17 protein-coding genes are annotated in these 19875 nt (G+C 68.4%); 6 read left to right on the plus strand and 11 right to left on the minus strand.

Annotation, left to right across the window (positions count from 1 at the left end; all coding sequences use genetic code 11):
• Positions 1 to 29 precede the first annotated feature (29 nt).
• Positions 30 to 491 carry an NfeD family protein gene (locus tag QK291_RS04010; RefSeq protein WP_282379325.1) on the minus strand — a complete coding sequence of 154 codons (462 nt, stop codon included), beginning with the start codon at positions 489 to 491 and terminating at the stop codon, positions 30 to 32.
• A gap of 158 nt (positions 492 to 649) precedes the next feature.
• Positions 650 to 1525, minus strand: a complete 876-nt coding sequence (locus QK291_RS04015) for a methyltransferase domain-containing protein (protein ID WP_282379326.1) — start codon at positions 1523 to 1525, stop codon at positions 650 to 652.
• 119 nt (positions 1526 to 1644) lie between these two features.
• Here QK291_RS04015 and QK291_RS04020 point away from each other — a divergent pair, with 119 nt between their 5' ends.
• Positions 1645 to 3738 carry a S9 family peptidase gene (locus QK291_RS04020; RefSeq protein WP_282379328.1) on the plus strand — a complete coding sequence of 698 codons (2094 nt, stop codon included), beginning with the start codon at positions 1645 to 1647 and terminating at the stop codon, positions 3736 to 3738.
• 17 nt (positions 3739 to 3755) lie between these two features.
• On the opposite strand, the gene QK291_RS04025 is transcribed toward QK291_RS04020, so the two are convergent.
• Positions 3756 to 4418, minus strand: a complete 663-nt coding sequence (locus tag QK291_RS04025; protein ID WP_282379330.1) for a peptide deformylase — start codon at positions 4416 to 4418, stop codon at positions 3756 to 3758.
• Between the two features lie 9 nt (positions 4419 to 4427).
• A complete protein-coding gene (locus tag QK291_RS04030) occupies positions 4428 to 5411 on the minus strand; it encodes a hypothetical protein (RefSeq protein WP_282379332.1) in 984 nt (327 codons plus the stop codon).
• Between the two features lie 136 nt (positions 5412 to 5547).
• On the opposite strand from QK291_RS04030, the gene QK291_RS04035 reads away from it, so the two are divergent.
• The gene (locus QK291_RS04035; protein ID WP_282379333.1) at positions 5548 to 5958 is read left to right on the plus strand and encodes a nuclear transport factor 2 family protein; all 411 of its coding nucleotides are present in this window, start codon (positions 5548 to 5550) and stop codon (positions 5956 to 5958) included.
• A 62-nt stretch (positions 5959 to 6020) separates the two neighbouring features.
• On the opposite strand, the gene QK291_RS04040 is transcribed toward QK291_RS04035, so the two are convergent.
• From QK291_RS04040 to QK291_RS04050, 3 genes are read right to left on the minus strand one after another with little or no spacing between them, the layout of a single operon-like run.
• A complete protein-coding gene (locus tag QK291_RS04040; protein ID WP_282379334.1) occupies positions 6021 to 7154 on the minus strand; it encodes an NAD(P)/FAD-dependent oxidoreductase in 1134 nt (377 codons plus the stop codon).
• Positions 7147 to 7845: a class I SAM-dependent methyltransferase gene (locus QK291_RS04045; RefSeq protein ID WP_282379353.1), complete on the minus strand. Its 699-nt coding sequence runs from the start codon at positions 7843 to 7845 to the stop codon at positions 7147 to 7149. Before QK291_RS04045 ends, QK291_RS04040 begins: the two co-directional genes overlap by 8 nt.
• 6 nt (positions 7846 to 7851) lie before the next feature.
• Positions 7852 to 9090: a type III polyketide synthase gene (locus tag QK291_RS04050; RefSeq protein WP_282379354.1), complete on the minus strand. Its 1239-nt coding sequence runs from the start codon at positions 9088 to 9090 to the stop codon at positions 7852 to 7854.
• A gap of 139 nt (positions 9091 to 9229) precedes the next feature.
• On the opposite strand from QK291_RS04050, the gene QK291_RS04055 reads away from it, so the two are divergent.
• Both QK291_RS04055 and QK291_RS04060 read left to right on the plus strand, forming a co-directional pair.
• A complete protein-coding gene (locus QK291_RS04055) occupies positions 9230 to 11638 on the plus strand; it encodes an excinuclease ABC subunit UvrA (RefSeq protein WP_282379491.1) in 2409 nt (802 codons plus the stop codon).
• 261 nt (positions 11639 to 11899) lie between these two features.
• Complete coding sequence (locus QK291_RS04060; protein WP_282379356.1) at positions 11900 to 13321, plus strand: FAD-binding oxidoreductase; 1422 nt, start codon at positions 11900 to 11902, stop codon at positions 13319 to 13321.
• 869 nt (positions 13322 to 14190) lie between these two features.
• Here QK291_RS04060 and arfB read toward each other — a convergent pair.
• The 3 genes from arfB to QK291_RS04075 form a co-directional block, all read right to left on the minus strand.
• Positions 14191 to 14613, minus strand: a complete 423-nt coding sequence (gene arfB / locus QK291_RS04065; protein WP_282379358.1) for an alternative ribosome rescue aminoacyl-tRNA hydrolase ArfB — start codon at positions 14611 to 14613, stop codon at positions 14191 to 14193.
• Between the two features lie 174 nt (positions 14614 to 14787).
• The gene (locus QK291_RS04070) at positions 14788 to 16968 is read right to left on the minus strand and encodes an elongation factor G-like protein EF-G2 (RefSeq protein WP_282379360.1); all 2181 of its coding nucleotides are present in this window, start codon (positions 16966 to 16968) and stop codon (positions 14788 to 14790) included.
• 157 nt (positions 16969 to 17125) lie between these two features.
• Positions 17126 to 17602, minus strand: a complete 477-nt coding sequence (locus tag QK291_RS04075) for a VOC family protein (protein WP_282379361.1) — start codon at positions 17600 to 17602, stop codon at positions 17126 to 17128.
• A 190-nt stretch (positions 17603 to 17792) separates the two neighbouring features.
• Here QK291_RS04075 and QK291_RS04080 point away from each other — a divergent pair, with 190 nt between their 5' ends.
• Together QK291_RS04080 and QK291_RS04085 are read left to right on the plus strand one after the other, a co-directional pair.
• Positions 17793 to 18233 (plus strand): DUF3054 domain-containing protein, encoded by a 441-nt coding sequence (locus QK291_RS04080; RefSeq protein WP_282379363.1) that lies wholly within the window; start codon positions 17793 to 17795, stop codon positions 18231 to 18233.
• A 99-nt stretch (positions 18234 to 18332) separates the two neighbouring features.
• Positions 18333 to 18614 carry an Lrp/AsnC ligand binding domain-containing protein gene (locus QK291_RS04085; RefSeq protein WP_282379365.1) on the plus strand — a complete coding sequence of 94 codons (282 nt, stop codon included), beginning with the start codon at positions 18333 to 18335 and terminating at the stop codon, positions 18612 to 18614.
• A 62-nt stretch (positions 18615 to 18676) separates the two neighbouring features.
• On the opposite strand, the gene trpD is transcribed toward QK291_RS04085, so the two are convergent.
• A complete protein-coding gene (trpD, locus tag QK291_RS04090; RefSeq protein WP_282379367.1) occupies positions 18677 to 19735 on the minus strand; it encodes an anthranilate phosphoribosyltransferase in 1059 nt (352 codons plus the stop codon).
• Between the last annotated feature and the right edge of the window lie 140 nt (positions 19736 to 19875).

A 19875-nucleotide genomic window follows, 5' to 3' on the forward strand; every position in this document is an offset into this window, starting at 1 on the left:
GGTGGCGGCCGCCGGAATTCTTGCGGGCGCTACTGGATGGCGGTTTCCGGCTGCGAAGCGACGACGGCCGTGGCGCCGTCGATCGCGCTGACAATCGCGTGCTGTCCGGGTGCCAGGACGCCGTTTTCGGAGCGGGCGCTCCACACGTCGCCCCCGATTTTGACCAGGCCGCCGGTTGCGGTCACCGGCTCCATCACCAGGGCGGATTCGCCGATCAGCCGTTCGACGTTGCTGCGCCGGTCGGCCGGACCTTTATGCAGGTGCTTGAGCGCGACGGGACGGACGAAGCCGATCATCAGGAGGGAAACCACGCAGAAGGCCACGACCTGCAGGCCAACGTCGGCGCCGGCCAGGGCCGCCGCCAGCCCGGCGAGGGCTCCGCCGCCAAGCATGATGAAGAACAGGTCGAGGGTGATCATCTCCACCACGGCAAACACCAGGAACACCGTGAGCCACAGCGCCCACCAGTTGTCGGGAAGCCATTCGAACATCTTTCCCCCTTTTGCCCCGGGGGCTGCAGGTGCAGACCCTCAGTCACTGTGATTCCATCCTAAGCCGAACGGCAACGCCTGCAGAGTGCCGGGTTACGCACTTGGCGAAAGTGGCCAAGTCGTTACCTGCGGGCACTACTTTGGCACGGTTGGAGGCGCTAGCGGAGCGGCTCGGACACGCTGATCCGGAACCGGGCCGACACGGCGGTCAGCGGCGGAAGCCCGGCGGCGAGGGACGCCAGAGCACTGCGGTCCAGGTGGTGCCCGGCGGGGCCCATGAGCGCCAGTTGGGCGACGTCCCCGGGGGACAGCAGGAGCGGCACGTCGAGGTCCTCGGCGGAGAGCGCCGAAAAGGTTCCCGCGAGCGAGGCCGCGAGCCGCTCGTCTTTCGCCGGTTCGATCCCGAGCATGCCTGTCCGGCCCGCCACCTCCTCGAGGTGGCCCGGCCGGGGAGTGACGATTACCAGCCGCCCGCCGGGGCGCAGCACCCGGGCGAACTCTGCCGCATTGCGCGGCGCGAAGACCACGGTGACGACGTCGACGGCGTCGTCGGCGACCGGCAGCGGCTGCCACACGTCCCCGACAAGGTTGATGGCCTCCGGGTTCAGCTTTGCGGCACGGCGGATCGCGAACTTCGAGATGTCCATGCCGATCGCCGCCGCGGGTGTCCGGTCCAGTGCCGCCCGGTCCAGCAGGGCCCGGAGGTAGTGGCCGGTCCCGGTTCCGGCGTCCAGCACCGTCCCCGGCATATCAGGGGTTCCGCCGGCGAGGGCCGGGACCGCCAGGTCCGCCACGGCCGCGGCGAGCGGACGGTAGTGGCCGGCCGAGAGGAAATCGAAGCGTGCCGCCACCATGTCGGCCGTGTCCGCCTCGAAGACGGTGCCTTTGCCGACGAGGAAGTTGAAGTACCCCTGTTTCGCCGCGTCGAAGCGGTGGCCGGCCGGACACCCGAGGGTGCGGCCGGCGGCGTCGCTGAATCCGAGGCTGTTCCGGCAGACCGGGCACAGCAGGCAGGCAGCGGAGGCGGGGGGCATAGTGTCCATCCTAGGGGCGGCGGGCCCGGCCGGAGCCGGCAGGTCCGCGCCGCCCGTCGTTGATGCCTCACGGGGTGATCCATTTCACAGCCGGGGAAACTGGGGCTAGGCTCTCACACGTGAAATCCGAACATCTGCCGCTGCTCAATTCCGTCTCCGCCCCCGCCCTGCATCCGGACGGCACACGTGCCGTCGTGTCCGTGATCCGGCCTGACTTCGACGCCGACGCCTATGTCGGCCAGCTGTGGACGGTGCCACTGGACCCGGACCGGCCCGCGCGCCGCCTGACCCGCGGATTCCGCGACACTGCGCCGGACTTCTCCCCGGACGGGCAGATGCTGGGCTTCCTGCGCGCCGCGGCCGGCGGCAAACCCCAGCTCCATGTTGTGGAGGCCGCCGGCGGGGAGCCGCAAGCCGTCACCGACGCGCCGCTGGGAGTGTCGGCGTTCGCCTGGTCGACCGATTCCCGGCAGATTGTCTACAGCGCCCGGACTCCGGTGGACGGCCGCTACGGCAGTACCGAGGGAGTTTCCGCCGGCGGCGAGGACGCACGGCTGATCACCGACTACCAGTACCGGATGAACGGCGTCGGGTACACCGCGGACAAGCCGGTCCAGCTCTTCCTCATAGAGGTCCCGGACCCCGGCGCGGAGCCCAAGGTCGCGCCCCAGGGCAGGGCGTTGAAGGCCCGCACCGCGGCACCTGCGGCTCAGGGTCAGCCAGCACCCGGCGCCGGCGGCAAGCCGGACGGGCTGCTGCCGGCCGCGCGGCAGCTCACCAACGCGGCCACCGACCACACCGGGGCGAGTTTTAGCACCGACGGGCGAACCATTTACTTCACCGCCGCCCTGCATGAGGGCAGCGATAACGATCTCGCCAGCGGCATCTACCGCATTGCGGTGGGGGAAGGCACCGGGGAAGCCGGCGGTGGAGGAGAACCGGAACCGGTCGCCCCGGCCAACACCGGCCTGCAGAGCATCCACGCCGTCCGCGAGTCACAGGACGGGCAGTGGCTGTTCTTCCTCGCCCAGGATCTCGGCCCGTCGGGCCAGGACTTCGTGGCGCGCAACACCGCGCTCCACGTGATGCCGGCGGGCGGCGGCGACGCCACCTGCCTGAGCGACGTCGAAACCATGGACCTCGGCTGCAACGGCAGGCTCGAACTGGGCGGCCCCGACTCGGTGCTGCCGCTGAACAACGCCGGGGGAACGGTCGAGCTGCTTCAGTTCCAGGCCTCCGGGACCCACGACGTACTGGTCCGCGGCGGGCGCGTGGTTACTGGTGGTGCCTCCCACGGCGGTTCGCTGGTAGTCAGTTTCGCTGATGCCGGGACCGCGGGCGACGTCGCCGTGGTCGACGGCGGGCAGCTGCGTGTCCTGACCGATTTCTCCGCACCGCTGCGCTCCGGCGCCGGAATCATCGACCCGCTCGAGTTCACGGTCCCGTCCGGCGACGGCTACCCCGTCCACGGCTGGCTGGTGAAACCGCCGGGCCAGGGTCCCCACCCGGTCCTGCTGAACATCCACGGCGGCCCGTTTGCCCAGTTCACCGGATCCCTGTTTGACGAGGCGCAGGTCTACGCCGCGGCAGGGTACGCGGTCCTGATGTGCAACCCCCGCGGTTCCGCCGGCTACGGCCAGCAGCACGGGCGGGCCATCAAGGAGCAGATGGGCACCCTGGACATGCAGGACGTCCTGGCCTTCCTCGACGGCGCGCTCGGCAAGTTTGAGGAACTCGACGCCGGGGCGCTCGGCATCATGGGAGGTTCCTACGGCGGCTACCTCACCGCCTGGACCATCAGCCACGACCACCGCTTCAAGGCCGCCATCGTGGAACGGGGATTCCTCGACCCCGTGAGTTTCACCGGCTCCTCCGACATCGGCTGGTTCTTCGGCGGCGAATACACCGGCCGTTCCGCCGAGCAGATGGCGGCGCAAAGCCCGATGGCGCGGGTCGAGCAGGTGCGCACACCGTCCCTGGTCATCCACAGCGAGGAGGACCTCCGGTGCCCGGTGGAGCAGGGCCAGCGGTATTTCACCGCACTGAAACAGCTCGGCGTGGAGGCCGCGTTCCTGGTCTTCCCGGGCGAGAACCATGAGCTGTCACGTGCCGGGACGCCGCACCACCGCAAGCAGCGTTTCGACCAGATCCTCCAGTGGTGGTCCCGCTACCTTCCGACGGCGGCAAACCCCGCCCCTGCGGCCCGGGACTGAGCGGGCGCCGAGGGGCGTTACGGGCCCGGGAGGAACCCCAGTTCCTTCCGGGCAAGGCTGATGTCCGGCTGTGCCCAGCGTGCGGAGTACTCGGCGTTGCTGCTGATGGAGCGCAACTCGGCCCGGTCCAGGTACAGGATTCCGTGCACGTGGTCGGTTTCGTGCTGGACGATCCGCGCCTGCCAGCCCGTGAACTCCCGCTGCTGACTGGTTCCGTCCGGTGCCGTGAAATCCAGCCGCACCGACTCGGGCCGGTTAACGGCGGCCTGAAGTCCGTGCACTGAGAGGCACCCCTCATAGAACGCCACGGTGGAACCGTTCGTCGGCCGGTAGGACGGGTTGAGCATGGCGAAGAACGGCAGCGGCTCCCGCCCGCGGGCGGCGGCGACCGCGGGATCGACGTCAAACTGGTCCTCGAGCACGGCGAGCCGCAGCGGAATCCCGAGCTGGGGCGCCGCCAGGCCCACGCCGGGCGCCTTGTGCATCACGCTGCGCATCAGGTCGATCAGCTGGCCCAGTTCGGCGCCGCTCAACTGCCCGTCGAAGGGCGCGGCGAGCTGCCGCAGCACCGGATGTCCAGCCTGGACAATGACCGGGAGCACGCCGGCGGTGAGCACCTGCTGGACGGCTTCATGGATGCGGGCGGCGCTGAAGTCAGTATGCTTGGCGTCAGGGGACATGGCACCAGACTACTGGCGTCCGCAAGCCGTGGTCACAAAGTCGTAAATGCGTCCCCGCAGCAGCGCTCCGGCGTCGATTTTCAGGATGCCCTCCCGGCCTCCCACGGACACCCTCAAGGGCAGCAGGGTCCCTACTTTGTCCTCCGCGATGGCGTGCGGATCGCAGCGTGCCGGCCGGATCCCCAGCCGGAACTTCTGGCCGGGGTCACCGGCGTGGACCGGGACGGAGCGCGGCCAGGGGACGTTTGGGTCCTCTTCGAGCAAGGTGGTCCCGTCGATCCTGTTGATCGTCAGGGTCCCCGCTGAACCGGGAGTCATGGCGCCGGGGGCGTCGCGCGGTGTGATGGCAACCGTCAGCACGGCGCTCTGTGCGCCGGCGGACACCTCGAGCTCCGGTTCCAGCCGCAGCACCGCGACCCCAGCGGCCGCCTGGGCCAGGCACATTTCCGCGTTGTTGCGTTCCAGCACGCCGTAGGGGTCGGCAGCCGGCACCGTCGTGGCGGGCACTGCTGTGGCGGGCACTGTTGTGGCGGGCACTGTTGTGGCGGGCACTGTTGTGGCGGGGGCGGTTGTGGCGGGCGCGGAGTGGCTGGACGGGGCAAAGCGGAGCTCCACCGCCGCGCCGGAGTCCGCCGGCGCCGTCCGGATTCCGCACTCCGGGGCCCGCAGCTGTGCAGGCAGGATCTTGGTCTGTCCCGGCGGCAGCTCGATCCCGGCGGGCGCCTGCTGCCACTCGATAGTGCCGGAAAAGAGCGGGCTCGCCACGGCGGCGCTGAGCACGGTCAGCGGACCGGCGGTGTTGTTCGTCAACTGCACGGCAATGATCTGCCGGCTGTAGTTGTCGCGGAGCTGGTTGATCACCGCGGTGACCGGGGCGGCTGGCGTGGGCGTCGGGGTCGGCGTGCCCGACGCACTGCCGGTACTTGACGCACCGCCGCTGCAGGAGGCGGTCAGGGCGAGGACAGCGCCGGCGGCAGCCAGTCTCCCGGCCAATCCGGGGAGCAGACAGTGACTGTTTCCGCAGGCCGGGCGACGCAGGAGCGGGGGGAAGCGACCCATGCGGCCAGTGTATTCCGGGCGCAGGCCGGTGTGACCGGGCCCGGCCGGTGTGTTCGGATAGTCTCGTTCCATGACTTCACGGGCCCCCTTGGAAAGCGTTCTCGCGTTGCTGCGCGCTATCGAGGGCGGCGGCGGTGCGGCAGAGATCGCCCCGTTCCTGGCCCAGGACTACACCCTGAGCGAGGCGCCGCATCTGCTGGCTCCGGCCGGTGCAACCCGGAACCGGGACGACGCCCTGGCCGGGGCGGAGGCAGCCCAGGACGTCGTCTCCGGGCAGCGGTTCGTGGTGCGGCGCACGACGTGTGAGGGAAATCGTGTGGTCCTGGAGGCCGAGTGGAGCGCCACCCTGCTGATGGACCTGCCGCACTGGGACACCGGCGACGTCATCCGGGCCAGGGTCGCGTCCGTCTTTGAGGTTCGGGACGGCCGGGTCATCAGCCAGGACAGCTACGACTGCTACTTCACGCCCCCGTCCGCCTGAGCCACGGTGTCGTTCGAACGCCGCTGACGTTCGAACGCTGCGCGGCGCTCCGCCGCGGTCGGTTACTGCATGGTGAACCGGCGGGCCACGAACCCGTTGACGGCGGGTACGGAGGCAGCCGCCGCGACGGCACGATTTCGCGCGGCCCACGGCCCGGCGGCCAGGGGCCGGCCCAACGCCATGTTGATTTCTGACTGGCGTGCCGCCCGGGCCGCCGCAGCCGTGCGGCGGGTCTCGAACTTCCTTAGCGCCGCCCCCACGTCCGTGCCGTGCAGGGACGCGAGCACCAGGGGGGCCAGGGCATCGGCGTCCAGCCAACCCAGGTTCATGCCCTGCCCGCCGATCGGGCTGATTTCGTGGGCGGCGTCGCCGATCAACACCGTCCGGCCGGTCACCATCCTGCGGACCAGCCGGGACCGGACGCCAAACCGGCTCAGCATGCTGTTGCTCGCGGGATCGACGTCGATCCCAGTGCGTTCCCTGACCGTTTGCGCGAGCCAGCTGGCGTCCCCGCCGTCCCCGGCGTCCCCGAGGCGCACCACCCAGCGCCGCAAAGCCCCCGGCAGGGGGAAAGACTCCACGATTCCCGCGGATTCCAGGAACAGGGCCGCGTCCGGACCGAACCCGGTCGTGTCCGCGAAGTCACCCATCAGGTAGCTGACCCGGTAGTCCTTCGCCCGGACGGCCGTGCCGAGCAGCGGCCGGACCGTGGACCGGACACCGTCGGCGGCAATGGCAAGGGCCGCCGTGTACTGAACCGCAGAGCCGCCCGCGGTGGCCTCCGCGGTGACCTGGCCGCCGTCGTCGTGTAAGCCCGTGACCCGGACGCCGCGGTGCACGGCGGCCGGGTGGAGCTGCCGGACGCGTTGCTCCAGTACCGCTTCGGTACGGGACTGCGGCAGGGCAAGGACGAACGGGAAGCCTTCCGAGACCCCGGCAAAGGACATTCGGGCGATCGTCCGGCCGCCGCCGACGGCGATGCCGCGCCGGATCGGGACCCCTTCGGCCACCATGGCCCGGGCCACGCCGATGCCCTGCAGCGCATCCAGCGACGGCGGATGGATGCCGATGGCCCGGGAGTGCGGTTCGGCGCCGGTCCGCTGTTCCAGGACGCGCACGCTCACGCCCTGCTGGAGCAGCAGGGCGGCCATAAACAGCCCCACCGGGCCGCCGCCGATGATCAGGACGTCAGCCATGATCCCTGTCCTTGTTGAGGACCAGCAGGTTGCGGAACGGGGTGCGTCGGATGACGGTCCAGCCCGGGGGAGCGGTGGCCTGGAGTTCGGCGGCGGTGTAGCTGCGGCGGATCGAGGTGAGGCCATCCTGCCTGATGTAGGAGCCCGTGAAGGGCCAGGATCCGGCGAAGAAGAGGGCGTAGGCGGCCGGGCTGCGCCGGAGGTCGTTGTGGATCACCCGGCCGCGGCAGAGCCTGGCGGACTCGGCGAGGAACCCCGGGAGTTCGTCCTCGGGCAGATGGTGCAGCACGTGGTTGGACACCACCAGGTCGAAGCTGCGACCCTCGACGGCGAGCTGGGCTGCCGTGGACTGACGGAACGTCACGCCCGAGGCCCGGTGCCGTTCGGCAGCGAAGCGGCTGGCGCGAGGATCCGGATCGATCGCCGTGATCTCCAGCTGGAGCCCATCGCGGGCGGCCCAGCGGGAGAGCATCACCGGCACGTCGCCGCCGCCGCAGCCGATGTCCAGCAAGGTGGCGGGACCGTTCCGCAGGCGCGGCCTGAACTGGCTCCGGTAGATGCCCCGCCAGCCGGAGACGGCCCGGTTCACGAGCGCAAACTGGGCATAGGTGCGGTCCAGCCGGACCGGATCACAGCCGGGCAGGTCCATCTCCTCAACGGCGTGCGCCGCACGATCCCGCAGCAGGTGCACTGGTTTTCAGGCCAGGGCCGATGCCGGCTGGGCGGGCCCGTTCCGGGCCGCGTGCCCGCTCCGGGCCGCGTGCCCGCTCCGCTGCGGCGGGTCTCCACGGCGCGGGCTGCTGAGCTTGGTGAACAGCGCCGATTCCACCGTCAGTCCCGGCCCAAACGCCATCGAGCAGATCCGCTCCGCGCCGTCGTCGGCACCCTCCGCCGGCGGCAGGTCAAGGATGTGCCGGAGCACGAACAGCACGGTGGCGCTGCTCATGTTCCCGTAGTTGCGCAGCGTCTCACGGGCCGGGACCAGCTGCTCGTCGCTCAGCTCCAGCCGCGACTGGACCTTGTCCAGGATGCTGCGGCCGCCGGGGTGGATGGCCCAGTGCCGGATGTCGCGGTAGGGGAGTCCCCGCAGGGCACCCTCCCGGGAGAGGAGTGGTTCCAGGGCGCCGATGATGTGGTCATCGATGATGTGGGGGACGTAGTTCCCCAGGACCATCTCGAAACCTTCGTCGCCGATATTCCACGCCATGGACTCCTCGCCGACCGGGGTAAGGACGGTCTCAAAGTGGTCCAGCTGCAAGAGCGACGGTTCGTCCGGGCGCTCCTGGGCCGTGACGATGGCGGCGGCCGCGCCGTCGGCAAACAGCGCCGAGCCCATGATGGTGTCAGGGTCGTTCGAGGTCCGGACGTGCAGGGAGCACAGTTCGGCGCAGACGACCAGGACGACGGCGTCGGGGTCGGCCTCGCAGAAGGATTTGGCCGCCCGCAGGGCGGGGAACGCCGCGTAACAGCCCATGAATCCGAGGTGGTAGCGCTGCACGGCAGGATCCAGGCCGAGGGCACGGACGATTTTGTAGTCTGGGCCGGGGTTGAAGAACCCAGTGCAGGACACCGTGACGAGGTGGGTTATGTCCTGGGACGTGATCCCGGGACAGGCGTCCAGGGCCTTCTGTGCTGCCTCGATGAAGAGTTTGGTGGCTTCGGTGGCAAAGATGTCGTTGCGGACTTTGGTACTGGGGCTCAGCAGCAGCCCCGTGCCGGCGTTGAAAAACCGCGGGTTCTCCGCCTGGTGATCCTTCGTCAGTTCCTCGACGGCCGTGTGGCGGGTGTCGATGGCAGCGGAATCAAAACAGGTGCTGACCAGACGGGTGCCCAGCCTGGTCAGCCCCGGCTGGGCCGCGAAAACGTCCCGGGCCTCCGTTTGGATCAGGACAGTGGGCGGGACAGCAGTTTCCAGGGACCTCAGGTAGACCGTCATGGTTCATTCTCAGCGAGGCCGGCGCAGAAGACAATGGATTCGCCCGCGGATCCCGGCTCGAAGCTGGTTAGATAGAGCCAGAGTACGCCGGCGGAGACCGCAAACGCGGCCCCGCCCACAAGAGGGAGACACGATGAGCATGGCTTCGACGTCGGAAACGCAGCCGGATGCGCGGCCCGGCACGCAGCCGCGTTCGCTGCATGTTGCCGACAGCCACGACCTGATCCGCGTGGTCGGAGCCCGTGAGAACAACCTCAAAGACATCAGCATCGAGATCCCGAAACGCCGTCTGACGGTGTTCACCGGTGTGTCCGGCTCCGGCAAGAGCTCGCTCGTGTTCGCCACCATCGCCGCTGAGTCGCAGCGGATGATCAACGAGACGTACAGCGCCTTTGTGCAGGGGTTCATGCCCAACCTGGCGCGTCCGGACGTCGACCACCTTGAGGGGCTGACGACGGCGATCATCGTCGACCAGGAACGGATGGGCGCGAACCCCCGTTCCACGGTGGGCACGGCCACCGACGCCAACGCCATGCTCCGGATCCTTTTCAGCCGCCTGGGATCGCCGTATGTGGGGCCGCCCACGGCATTCTCCTTCAACGTCCCGACCCGGAAGGCAAGCGGGGTGATGAGCACCGAAAAGGGCGGCCGGGTGGAGAAAAGCGTCGTCCAGAACGCCGTCTATTTGGGCGGGATGTGTCCGCGCTGCGAGGGCATGGGCTCGGTCTCCGACTTCGACCTCACCGCGCTCTACGACGAGAGCAAGTCGCTCGCCGAGGGCGCGCTGACGATCCCCGGCTACAGCATGGACGGCTGGTACGGCCGCATCTTCAGCGGCGCCGGCTTCAACATGGACAAGCCGATCGCGAAGTTCACCAAGAAGGAAATGCAGGACCTCCTCTTCAAGGAGCCGACCAAGATCAAGGTCGAGGGAATCAACCTGACGTATGAGGGCCTGATCCCGAAGATCCAGAAATCGATGCTCTCCAGGGACGTCGACGCGATGCAGCCCCACATCCGGGCCTTCGTGGAGCGTGCCATCACGTTCCAGGCCTGCCCGGAATGCGACGGCACACGGCTCAGCCCGGAGGCCCGGTCCTCGAAGATCCAGGGCAAGAATATCGCCGAGCTGTGCGGGATGCAGATCAGCGATCTGGCAGGGTGGGTCCGCGGGCTCGACGAGCCTTCCGTCGCGCCGCTGCTCCATGGCCTGCAGCACCTGCTCGACTCGTTCGCCGAAATCGGGCTGGGCTACCTCTCGCTGGACCGGCCGGCGGGCACGCTGTCCGGGGGAGAAGCACAGCGCACCAAGATGATCCGGCACCTCGGCTCGTCCCTGACGGATATCACCTACGTCTTCGACGAGCCGACGATCGGCCTGCACCCGCATGACATCGAGCGGATGAACCGGCTCCTGCTGCAGCTGCGGGACAAAGGCAACACGGTGCTCGTCGTCGAGCACAAGCCGGAGACCATCGCCATCGCCGACCACGTCGTTGACCTTGGCCCCGGCGCCGGCACCGAGGGCGGCCGCGTCTGCTTTGAGGGAAGCGTGGAGGCCCTGCGGGGGAGTGACACCATCACCGGACGCCACCTCGATGACCGGGCCAGGGTCAAGGAATCGGTGCGTAAACCGTCCGGGACGCTCGCGGTGCGCGGTGCCTCGACGCACAACCTCAAGGACGTCGACGTCGATATCCCGCTCGGGATGCTGTGCGTGCTCACCGGCGTGGCCGGGTCGGGGAAGAGCTCGCTGATCCAGGGTTCGGTCGCCGGCCGGGACGGCGTGGTGGTGATCGATCAGGGGGCGATCAGGGGGTCCAGGCGCAGCAACCCGGCGACGTACACGGGCCTTCTAGAGCCGATCCGCAAGGCGTTCGCCAAGGCCAACGGCGTGAAGCCGGCCCTGTTCAGCTCCAATTCGGAAGGCGCCTGTCCCACCTGCAACGGCGCGGGCGTCATTTTCACCGAACTGGGTGTGATGGCCACCGTCGAGTCCACCTGCGAGGTCTGCGAGGGCCGGAGGTTCCAGGCGTCAGTCCTGGAATACCAGCTGGGCGGCCGCAACATCGCCGAAGTGCTGGCCATGTCAATGACCGAGGCCGAGGCGTTCTTTGGAGCCGGCGAGGCGAAGACGCCGGCGGCTCACAAGATCCTCGGCCGGCTCGCAGACGTCGGGCTTGGCTACCTGACCCTGGGACAGCCGCTCACCACGCTGTCCGGCGGCGAGCGGCAGAGGGTCAAGCTGGCCACCCAGATGGCCGAGAAGGGTGACGTCTACGTCCTCGACGAGCCCACCACAGGCCTGCACCTCGCCGATGTCCAGAACCTGCTGGGCCTCCTGGACCGCCTGGTGGACTCCGGCAAGTCGGTCATCGTCATCGAACACCACCAGGCCGTCATGGCGCACGCCGACTGGATCATAGATCTGGGCCCGGGCGCCGGGCACGACGGCGGCCGGATCGTCTTCGAGGGCACACCGGCCGGGCTGATCGCGGCCCGCAGCACCCTCACCGGCGAGCACCTGGCGGCCTACGTCGCGCGGTGACGGTGCGTTGATTCGCCGCCAGCCGCACTCGGCAACCCGCTGGACAGTCAATTCGCGATCTACCCTTCCGTGCGTGGGCGCCTAGGTGCGGATACCTGTAGTCCGTTGTCCGGCGCCGCAGGCGAATCTATACTGTGGACACCGCGAGCTGTTCCGGTGCCGTGGCGGCTGGAAGCATCGCCGTGCAGCGCCGACCCCGGGGAGATCAATTCCACTGTTGGACCAGGGGTACCAACCCCCAGGCACGGAGGCAGCAGACCGATGAGCACAAAGCATCAGGGCGAGCAGGCCGGCGACGAGGACCGTGCCCTGCAGGAGTTGCGCGGGCAACTGGCAGGGTCGGTGATCGAACCGCAAGATCCCTTGTACGACGAGGCCCGGGCGGTATGGAACGGCATGATCGACGTGCATCCGCGGGCCGTGATCCGGGCGGGAGGCGTCGGAGACATTGATCCCGTCCTTCAGACGGCCCGGCGCACCGGCCTGCCGCTTGCCGTACGCGGGGGCGGGCACAACATCGCCGGCCACAGCACCGTCGAAGGTGGCCTGGTGCTGGATCTGGGCCAGTTGCGCGGGGTGGAGGTCGATGTGGAAAACCGGCTCGTGACCGTCGAACCCGGGGCGACCCTGGCGGACGTGGACCGGGCCACCACCACGCACGGACTGGCCGTGCCGCTTGGCGTCATCAGCGCCACCGGGGTCGCCGGGCTGACCCTCGGCGGAGGGGTCGGCTGGCTGACTCGGCCCAACGGGCTGAGCCTGGACGATCTGGTCTCCGCCGATGTCATCACTGCCGCGGGAGAGCACCTGCACGCCAGCGAACAAGATAACCCCGAACTGTTCTGGGGGTTGCGCGGCGGGGGCGGGAACTTCGGGGTGGTGTCTTCCTTCACCTTCCGCGCCCGGCAGTTGCCGGCTGCCGTGCTGGGTGGAAACTTCTTCTACCGGCCGTCCCGCTGGAAAAGCGCGCTGGGCGCGTTCGACAAGTGGACGCAGGGTCTACCCGAGGCAATGAATCCGATCGTCTCCTTCCTGGTGCTCCCGCCCGACTTGGACATGGGGGAGGAGCCGTGGATGATCATCGGCTTCGCCTGGGCTTCGGAAAACCACCAACCCGGACTCGAACTGATCGAACAACTGCGCGCCGCCGCACCCCCGGACGAGGAAGAAGTCGCCCCGACCGCCTGGCCGGTGTGGCAGTCCGCCATGGACGACCTCTTTCCGAGGGGCTCCCGGGGGTACTGGAAAAACTTATCGTTCTCGCGGATGGACGATGATGCCGTCGACGTTCTGGTCGGTTTCGCCTCTGAAGTGACCTGGCTGGGAACCGGGATCGATATCCACCACATGGAAGGGGCCTTCGGGCGTGTGCCGGAGGAGGCCACAGCGTTTCCCCACCGCTCGGCAAAGTTCTGGCTGAACATCTACGGCTTCTGGAACGACCCGGCGGAGGACGATCGGCTGAGCGCCTTCGCCCGGAAGGCCTACACTCTCATGCGGCCGTTCGCCGAGGACGGCCAGTACGTCAACTTCCTCGGCGCAGAAACCGGACAGGACATCACCGAGGCAGCACGTGAGGCTTACGGGCCGGACAAATATGACCGACTCTTGGCGCTGAAGAACCGTTTCGACCCGCAAAACCTTTTCCGGCTCAACCACAACATCGTACCGACCTCGGCCTGAGCCAGCGGCGGAAAGAGACTTCTCGCAGCCACTTCTACTCCCTTGCTTTAAACGCCGATAATCAACATTATGTCAAGTAGAACCGTGATTATTGCACGTGAACTGTGATTTGTCAGGTGCGGGACGGGGGCGCAGCGTGTGAAGAGCTTGGCGGGTTACGCCCGCTCTGATCCGCGCGGTCCTCGGCGCCGTGGGCACGCTGGGGCTCCTTGGATCGTTCGGGCCGCCGAGACGCGCGCCAAAGAGCCACCCCACTGAACGCCGCCGCCGCGACACCGGCAACCCACCAGGCTTTCCGGGGCTGCTTGCTCATGGAAGCCTTTGAAACCGACGCGGTGCCATCGGGAATGATCCGCGCAATGCGCTCATGGAGCCTGGGGGTGACTGTCTCAACTCCCCCGGCGAGTTCTTCGGCGATAGCCCTCAAGCTGGCCTGCAGTCGCGGCGATGCCACATCAATTCCGCTGTCCACCCCCGCGAGAGCGCGGCGGAGGGCGGATTCGACGGCGGGCGTCGCCCATTCTCTGCCCTTCTCCAGGCGCCCAATGAGAGCCTCCTGCAAGTGACGCGATTGAGCGGTCGTGGCGGTGGCGGTTTTATCTGACAGATGCACAGGTGCCTCCCGGGCCGAGGAATGTGGGGCCCAGCTTAGGGTTCGTTCCCCAGGAAATACAGCCTTGATTTCAAGATGCTCGCGCCGGTGCCGTCATGGGCCGGACACAGAAGTTGAGACAGTGTCCCCGGCACGAAGCTGACACGCCGGCGGGCGCCAGCGGGAACCTGAATTAGAGTTCATGTCACCACTCCCCTGCGCCCCCGTCCGCAAGGGACCCGCGATCTCCCGGCTGAACACTGCGGACCGGATGGCGCTACTCGGCGGACGGCCGCTGTCGTTGCCGTTTCGTCGCTGACCGCTGTTCCTTTGCGGCGAGGCGCCGACGGTTCGATCCGCGGGTGGGTTTGGTCGCACGGCGTCGTGCCGGTCCGGGAGCCAGGCCCACTGCCACAAGGTCGGCGAGCTTGGCCAGGGCGAGTTCACGATTGCGTAGCTGGGACCGCCGCTCTGAAGCGGTCACGGTGATCACCCCGGCGACGAGACGTCGTCCGAGTCGCGTGAGCAGCAATAGCCGCTGGTCATCCGATAGCACCGCAGAGTCGCTGATGTTCCACGAGAGTTCAACGCGGCTGTCCGACGTGTTGACGTGTTGACCGCCGGGCCCGGATGAACGCGAAAAACGCCAGCCAAGTTCCGACGAGGGAATCGTGAGCGCGGGCGACACCTCCAGATCCATACCACCAGCGTTGCACACTATGGGCCCGATCAGAGCCCCGCCAGCGGAACGCTGCGCCGGGCGGATGAGACCATGGCGGACGACGACGGCGGGGCGGAAGCGCTGGCGTAGGACGGGGCTCCCCCGCGCACGGTGACATTCTCCAGCCCGCCGGCATGCGTTCCGGACGGGTCCTCAGTCCTTCGTGGCGGCGCGGGCGGCGGCAGCGGGCACCGGTTCGTGCCGCAGGTAGCTCCGCCCGAAACGGCCGCTTCCCGATGTCAGGGCGCGCAGTTCGATCGTGTAGCGCAAGAGCTCCTGGTCCGGTACTTCGGCCGTGATTTCAGTCAGCCCTCCCCCGGTCGACGTCGTTCCGGTCAACCGGGCCCGCCGCGATGACAGGTCGCTCATCACCGCGCCCACATGCTCATCCGACACGCTGATGGTGACGGCCGAGACGGGTTCCAACAGCTGGCTGCTCCCGGCGGCAGCTGCCTCCCGCAAGGCCAATGCCCCCGCCGCCTGAAAGGCGGCGTCCGAGGAATCCACGCTGTGGGCCTTGCCGCCGAGCAGGGTCACCCTGATATCCACCACCGGGAAGCCGGCCCAGACGCCCTTCTGCATCTGCGCCCGCACGCCCTTCTCCACCGAGGCGATGAAGGGTCCCGGGATGACCCCTCCCACGGTCTTGTCGATGAATTCAAAGCCGGCGCCACGTTCCAGGGGTTCCACCTCTATGTCACACACGGCGTACTGGCCGTGGCCGCCTGACTGCTTGACGTGCCGGCCGTGGCCCGCCGCGCGCCCTGCGAATGTCTCCCGAAGGGGGGTGATGACGTCGACCGTCTGCAGGTTCACGCCCTGCTCGCGCAGCCTGCCCAGGACGACGTCCGCGTGCGCCTCTCCCACGCACCAGAGGATGAGCTGGTGCGTCTCGGCGTTCCGTTCCACGCGAAGCGCCGGGTCCCCTGCCGCGACCTTGCCCAGGCTCCGGGCGAGGGCATCCTCGTCGCCGTGGGAGGCGGCCTCAACGGCTACAGGCAGCAGGGGTTCCGGCATCTCCCACGGTTGGATCAGCAGCGGCAAATCCCTGGCCGAAACCGTGTCGCCGGTCTCGGCCGGCCCCAGTTTTGTGAGGGCGCAGATGTCCCCCGCCACGCTGTACGGCACCGGCCGCAGGCTGGATCCCAGCGGCGAATACACGTGGGAGACACGCTCGTCACTGTCGTGGTCGGCGTGGCCCCGGTCCGCCAGCCCGTGCCCGGCCACATGGACGGCCGTGTCCTCGCGCAGTGTGCCGGAAAAGAGGCGGACCAGGCAGACGCGGCCCAGAAACGGATCGATGCTGGTGCGCACGACTTCACCGAGCAGCGCCCCCGCGGCGTCGCAGTCCGGTGGGGCGGCCGGTGTGCCATCAAGGTGGGACACCACCGGACCACGGTTCTCGGTTGGCGGGGGGAAAGCCCGCGCCACGACGTCCAGGAGTTCGGCCAGCCCGACGCCGGTCTCGGCGGACGTGGGGATCACCGGGTGGAAGGACCCCTGGGCAACGGCCGCCTCCAGGTCGCCGATAAGGACCTCAGCTGGGATGTCCTCGCCGCCGAGGTACCGGTCCAGCAACGACTCATCCTCGCTCTCGGCGATGATCCCTTCGATGAGCGCGCCCCGCGCCGCCGCGGAGGCGGCGCGTTCGCCGTCGTCGGCCTCCCGCGGGACCGGCGGCGCATTGTCCGCCGGCCGTTCCAGCACAGAGTCCGAGAGCAGCCCAAGCAACCCGGTGACCTCCGCCCCGTTGCGCACCGGAAGGTAGAGCGGCAGCACCGTGTCGCCGAACGCCCGCTGGCATCTCTCGAGCGCCGCGTCGAAGTCCGCCCTGGGATGGTCCAGCCGGCTGATCACCACCGCCCGCGGCACCCCAACACGCTGACATTCCCCCCACAACGCCGTCGTGGCAGCATCGATGTCGTCCACCGCCGAAACGACGAACAATGCCGCGTCGGCCGCGCGCAGCCCGGCGCGCAGTTCGCCGACGAAGTCCGGGTATCCCGGCGTGTCGAGCAGGTTCAGCTTGACATCACCAACCAGCACGGGCGCCACGGAGAGGGCGACGGAGCGCTGCTGGTGGACGGCGGCAGGCTCCGAGTCACTCACGGTCGTGCCTTCGGCGATGGAGCCCTTCCGCGAAATCACGCCTGTTTCCGCCAGCAGCGCCTCGGCGAGCATCGTCTTGCCGGCACCCGAATGGCCAACCAGCGCCACATTCCGGATCAATTCAGGGTGTTCGGGCGGCCTGACATCGCCGGCGTCGGCCCGCCGGAGTTCGGATGTGCCCCGGCTGGCGGCTTTCGCCGGAACCTTCGCGTCTTTCGCGGCCATGGGAACCTCCTGGATCGCATCCGTCGGGGGCCGAACGGACGGCCTTCCGTGCAGCGCGCGGCTGTCTATATGGATTGGACACCCTGGGAGGAACCGACGGCAAGACGCAACGGACAACTCCCCCGCAGCGCCAGTGCTGCGCGCTCCGCTGTCCGCCCTAGCTGCCGTCGTAGGCCCGTTGCAGCACCGCGATATCAAGCTTCTGCATTCCCAGCATGGCCTGCATGGCACGCCGGGACCCCTCCTGGTCCGGTCCCCCGATCAGCCCGCCCAGCACGGAGGGAACCACCTGCCACGAGACCCCGAACCGGTCCTTGAGCCAGCCGCACTGGCTTTCGGCGCCGCCCGCGCGCAGGGCGTCCCAGTAGCGGTCGACCTCCTCCTGGGTGGCGCAATCGATGACGAAGGAAACCGACTCGTTGAAGGTGAAGGCAGGCCCGCCGTTCAAGGCCGTGAAGGTCCGGCCCTCGATTTCAAACCGCACGGTGATCGCCTGGCCTGCCGGGCCGGGACCGCCCTCGCCGTAGCGGGAGACATCCAGCACCTTCCCGCCGTCGAACACGGATGCGTAGAACCCGGCGGCTTCTTCCGCCTGGTTGTCGAACCACAGGCAGGTGGTGATCTTCTCGGCCACGGTCAGTCCTCTTTCTGTTGGGCCCGTGCCGCAAGGCGGAATCCGGCGGCGGTGCGGGGTTGTCCGCCCGAGCCTAGTCCCGCCGGGTTACCGGCACAACGACGGCGCTGCGCTGACCGGCCCGCCGTCGGGACCGCAGCCACGAACGCCCAATCTTCGGCCTTCCAGCCTGCCCGGCTACGCTTGGACCATGCCTTCCGCAACGCCTCCGCTTCCCCGCCCAGCCGCCACCCCGTCCGCGCCAGCAAGGGCGGCACGCCGGACGGCAGTGCTGGCAGCCTGCGCTGATGCCGCCCTGATTCTCGTCTTCGCAGCCATCGGCCGGGACGCCCATCAGCGCGGGGACATCGTCATCGGCGTCTTTTCCACGGCCTGGCCCTTCCTCGTCGGCGCGGCCCTCTCCTGGCTGGCACTGCGTTTGTGGCGCACCCCCCTGGCCCTCTGGCCGGCCGGCGTCGGGGTCTGGCTCGGCACGGTCGCCATCGGCATGCTCCTGCGGGCAGTCACCGGGCAGACCGTGGTCCTGCCGTTCGTCATCGTGGCGCTGCTCAGCCTGGGTTTTCTGCTGCTCGGATACCGCCTCCTGGCCGCCGCTGTCCGGCGGTTCAACACCCGCCGCCGCGGGGCGTGATGGACTAGGCTTGCAGGGACATGGCCGAGGTCCGGAGGAGTACCGCCCGGGGCTTACACTCGGCCGGCAACGGCGCAACAGATCCGGAAAGGCTCACACGTGGTCACCGCTTTCGTCCTGATTAAGACAGACGCTTCCCGCATACCGGAGACTGCGGAAGAGATCTCCGCCATCCAGGGAATCAGCGAGGTCTACTCCGTGACCGGCGAATGGGACCTCATCGCCATCGCCAGGGTCCCGAAGCACGACGATCTTGCCGACGTCATCGCGGACAAACTCTCCAAGGTGGCCGGCGTTGTCCACACCACCACCCAGATCGCATTCCGGGCCTATTCCCAGCACGACCTCGACGCGGCCTTCGCCCTAGGGTTCGAACAGTAGGATTCAGCGGGTCCAGGGCCCGGCAGCCGGGCCGCCCCGACAACCGGCTTACCGCGGACTGTTTAGCTGCGCGAGAGTGCGACCCACCGGTCCAGCACAGCTGCCGCCGCACCCGACTCGATGGACTCTTCCGCGCGCTTCAAAGCGGCGGCCATCCGCTCCCTGAACGGTCCGACAGCATCCAGATCAAAGGCCACGAGTCCGGCGGCGGCGTTCAGCAGGGCGGCATCGCGTGCCGAACCGGGGCCGCCGGCAAGCACGGACCGCACGACGGCGGCATTGGCCGCGGCGTCCCCGCCGCGAAGTTCCTCAAGGGTTGCCTGACGGATGCCAAGATCACGCGGATCAAATATTTCCTCGCTCACGGCCCCGTTCCGGATTTCCCACACCCGGGACGGCCCGGTGGTGGTGAGCTCATCAAGTCCGTCATTTCCGCGGAATACCAGCCCGCGACTGCCTCGTTTGGCCAGGACCCCGGCCACCAGCGGAGCCATGCGCTCATTGGCCACACCCACCGCAGAGGCCTGCACGTGGGCCGGGTTGATCATGGGGCCGAGGAAGTTAAAGGCCGTCGGCACGCCGAGTTCCCGGCGGGCGACGGCAGCATGGCGCATCGAAGGGTGGAATACCTGCGCGAAGCAGAACGTGATGCCCGCCTCTTCCGCGTTGAGAGCCACCCGCGGGACCGGCAGGTCCAGCCGGACGCCCAGGGCTTCAAGGACGTCCGCGGACCCGGAGGTCGAGGACGCCGCACGGTTGCCGTGCTTAACCACCTTGGCGCCGGCGCCGGCCGCGATCAGCGCGGCCATGGTGGAAATGTTCACCGTGTTCTGCTGGTCTCCACCGGTTCCGACGATGTCCAGCTTCTGCCCTGCTATCTCAATGGGGCTAGCGTTCGCGATCATCGCCTCAACCAGGCCGACCAGTTCATCCACGGTCTCGCCCTTGGACCGGAGTGCCACGAGGAAACCGGCAACCTGGGCCGGCGTCGCCTCCCCCGACATGATCGAGTTCATCGCCCACTCCGTGTTGCCGGTGGTGAGATCCGTCCCGTTAATGAGTGCGTTGATGAGCCGCGGCCATGTGTTGACTGCCGCCTGTGCAGATGCCTGAGAAGTCACGTTCTGATGCTATCGAGGTGCGCACTGCAAAGACCAATGTGAACCTGTCCGGGAACTTTTCCGCGCGAATTCGCGTCTTTGTAGAAAAAGTCCCCCCAAAACGCGGTTTGCGTTGGGCAGGAGGGAGTTTTATAGACATA

Source organism: Arthrobacter sp. AL12, from assembly GCF_029960645.1.
Lineage (GTDB): Bacteria > Actinomycetota > Actinomycetes > Actinomycetales > Micrococcaceae > Arthrobacter.

Bases quoted from the DNA above. Each gene is read 5' to 3' on its own strand.
- QK291_RS04010 (WP_282379325.1), bottom strand. From the start codon at position 491: ATGTTCGAATGGCTTCCCGACAACTGGTGGGCGCTGTGGCTCACGGTG.
- QK291_RS04015 (WP_282379326.1), bottom strand. From the start codon at position 1,525: ATGCCCCCCGCCTCCGCTGCCTGCCTGCTGTGCCCGGTCTGCCGGAAC.
- QK291_RS04025 (WP_282379330.1), bottom strand. From the start codon at position 4,418: ATGTCCCCTGACGCCAAGCATACTGACTTCAGCGCCGCCCGCATCCAT.
- QK291_RS04035 (WP_282379333.1), top strand. From the start codon at position 5,548: ATGACTTCACGGGCCCCCTTGGAAAGCGTTCTCGCGTTGCTGCGCGCT.
- QK291_RS04040 (WP_282379334.1), bottom strand. From the start codon at position 7,154: ATGGCTGACGTCCTGATCATCGGCGGCGGCCCGGTGGGGCTGTTTATG.
- QK291_RS04050 (WP_282379354.1), bottom strand. From the start codon at position 9,090: ATGACGGTCTACCTGAGGTCCCTGGAAACTGCTGTCCCGCCCACTGTC.
- QK291_RS04055 (WP_282379491.1), top strand. From the start codon at position 9,230: ATGGCTTCGACGTCGGAAACGCAGCCGGATGCGCGGCCCGGCACGCAG.
- QK291_RS04060 (WP_282379356.1), top strand. From the start codon at position 11,900: ATGAGCACAAAGCATCAGGGCGAGCAGGCCGGCGACGAGGACCGTGCC.
- arfB (WP_282379358.1), bottom strand. From the start codon at position 14,613: ATGGATCTGGAGGTGTCGCCCGCGCTCACGATTCCCTCGTCGGAACTT.
- QK291_RS04070 (WP_282379360.1), bottom strand. From the start codon at position 16,968: ATGGCCGCGAAAGACGCGAAGGTTCCGGCGAAAGCCGCCAGCCGGGGC.
- QK291_RS04080 (WP_282379363.1), top strand. From the start codon at position 17,793: ATGCCTTCCGCAACGCCTCCGCTTCCCCGCCCAGCCGCCACCCCGTCC.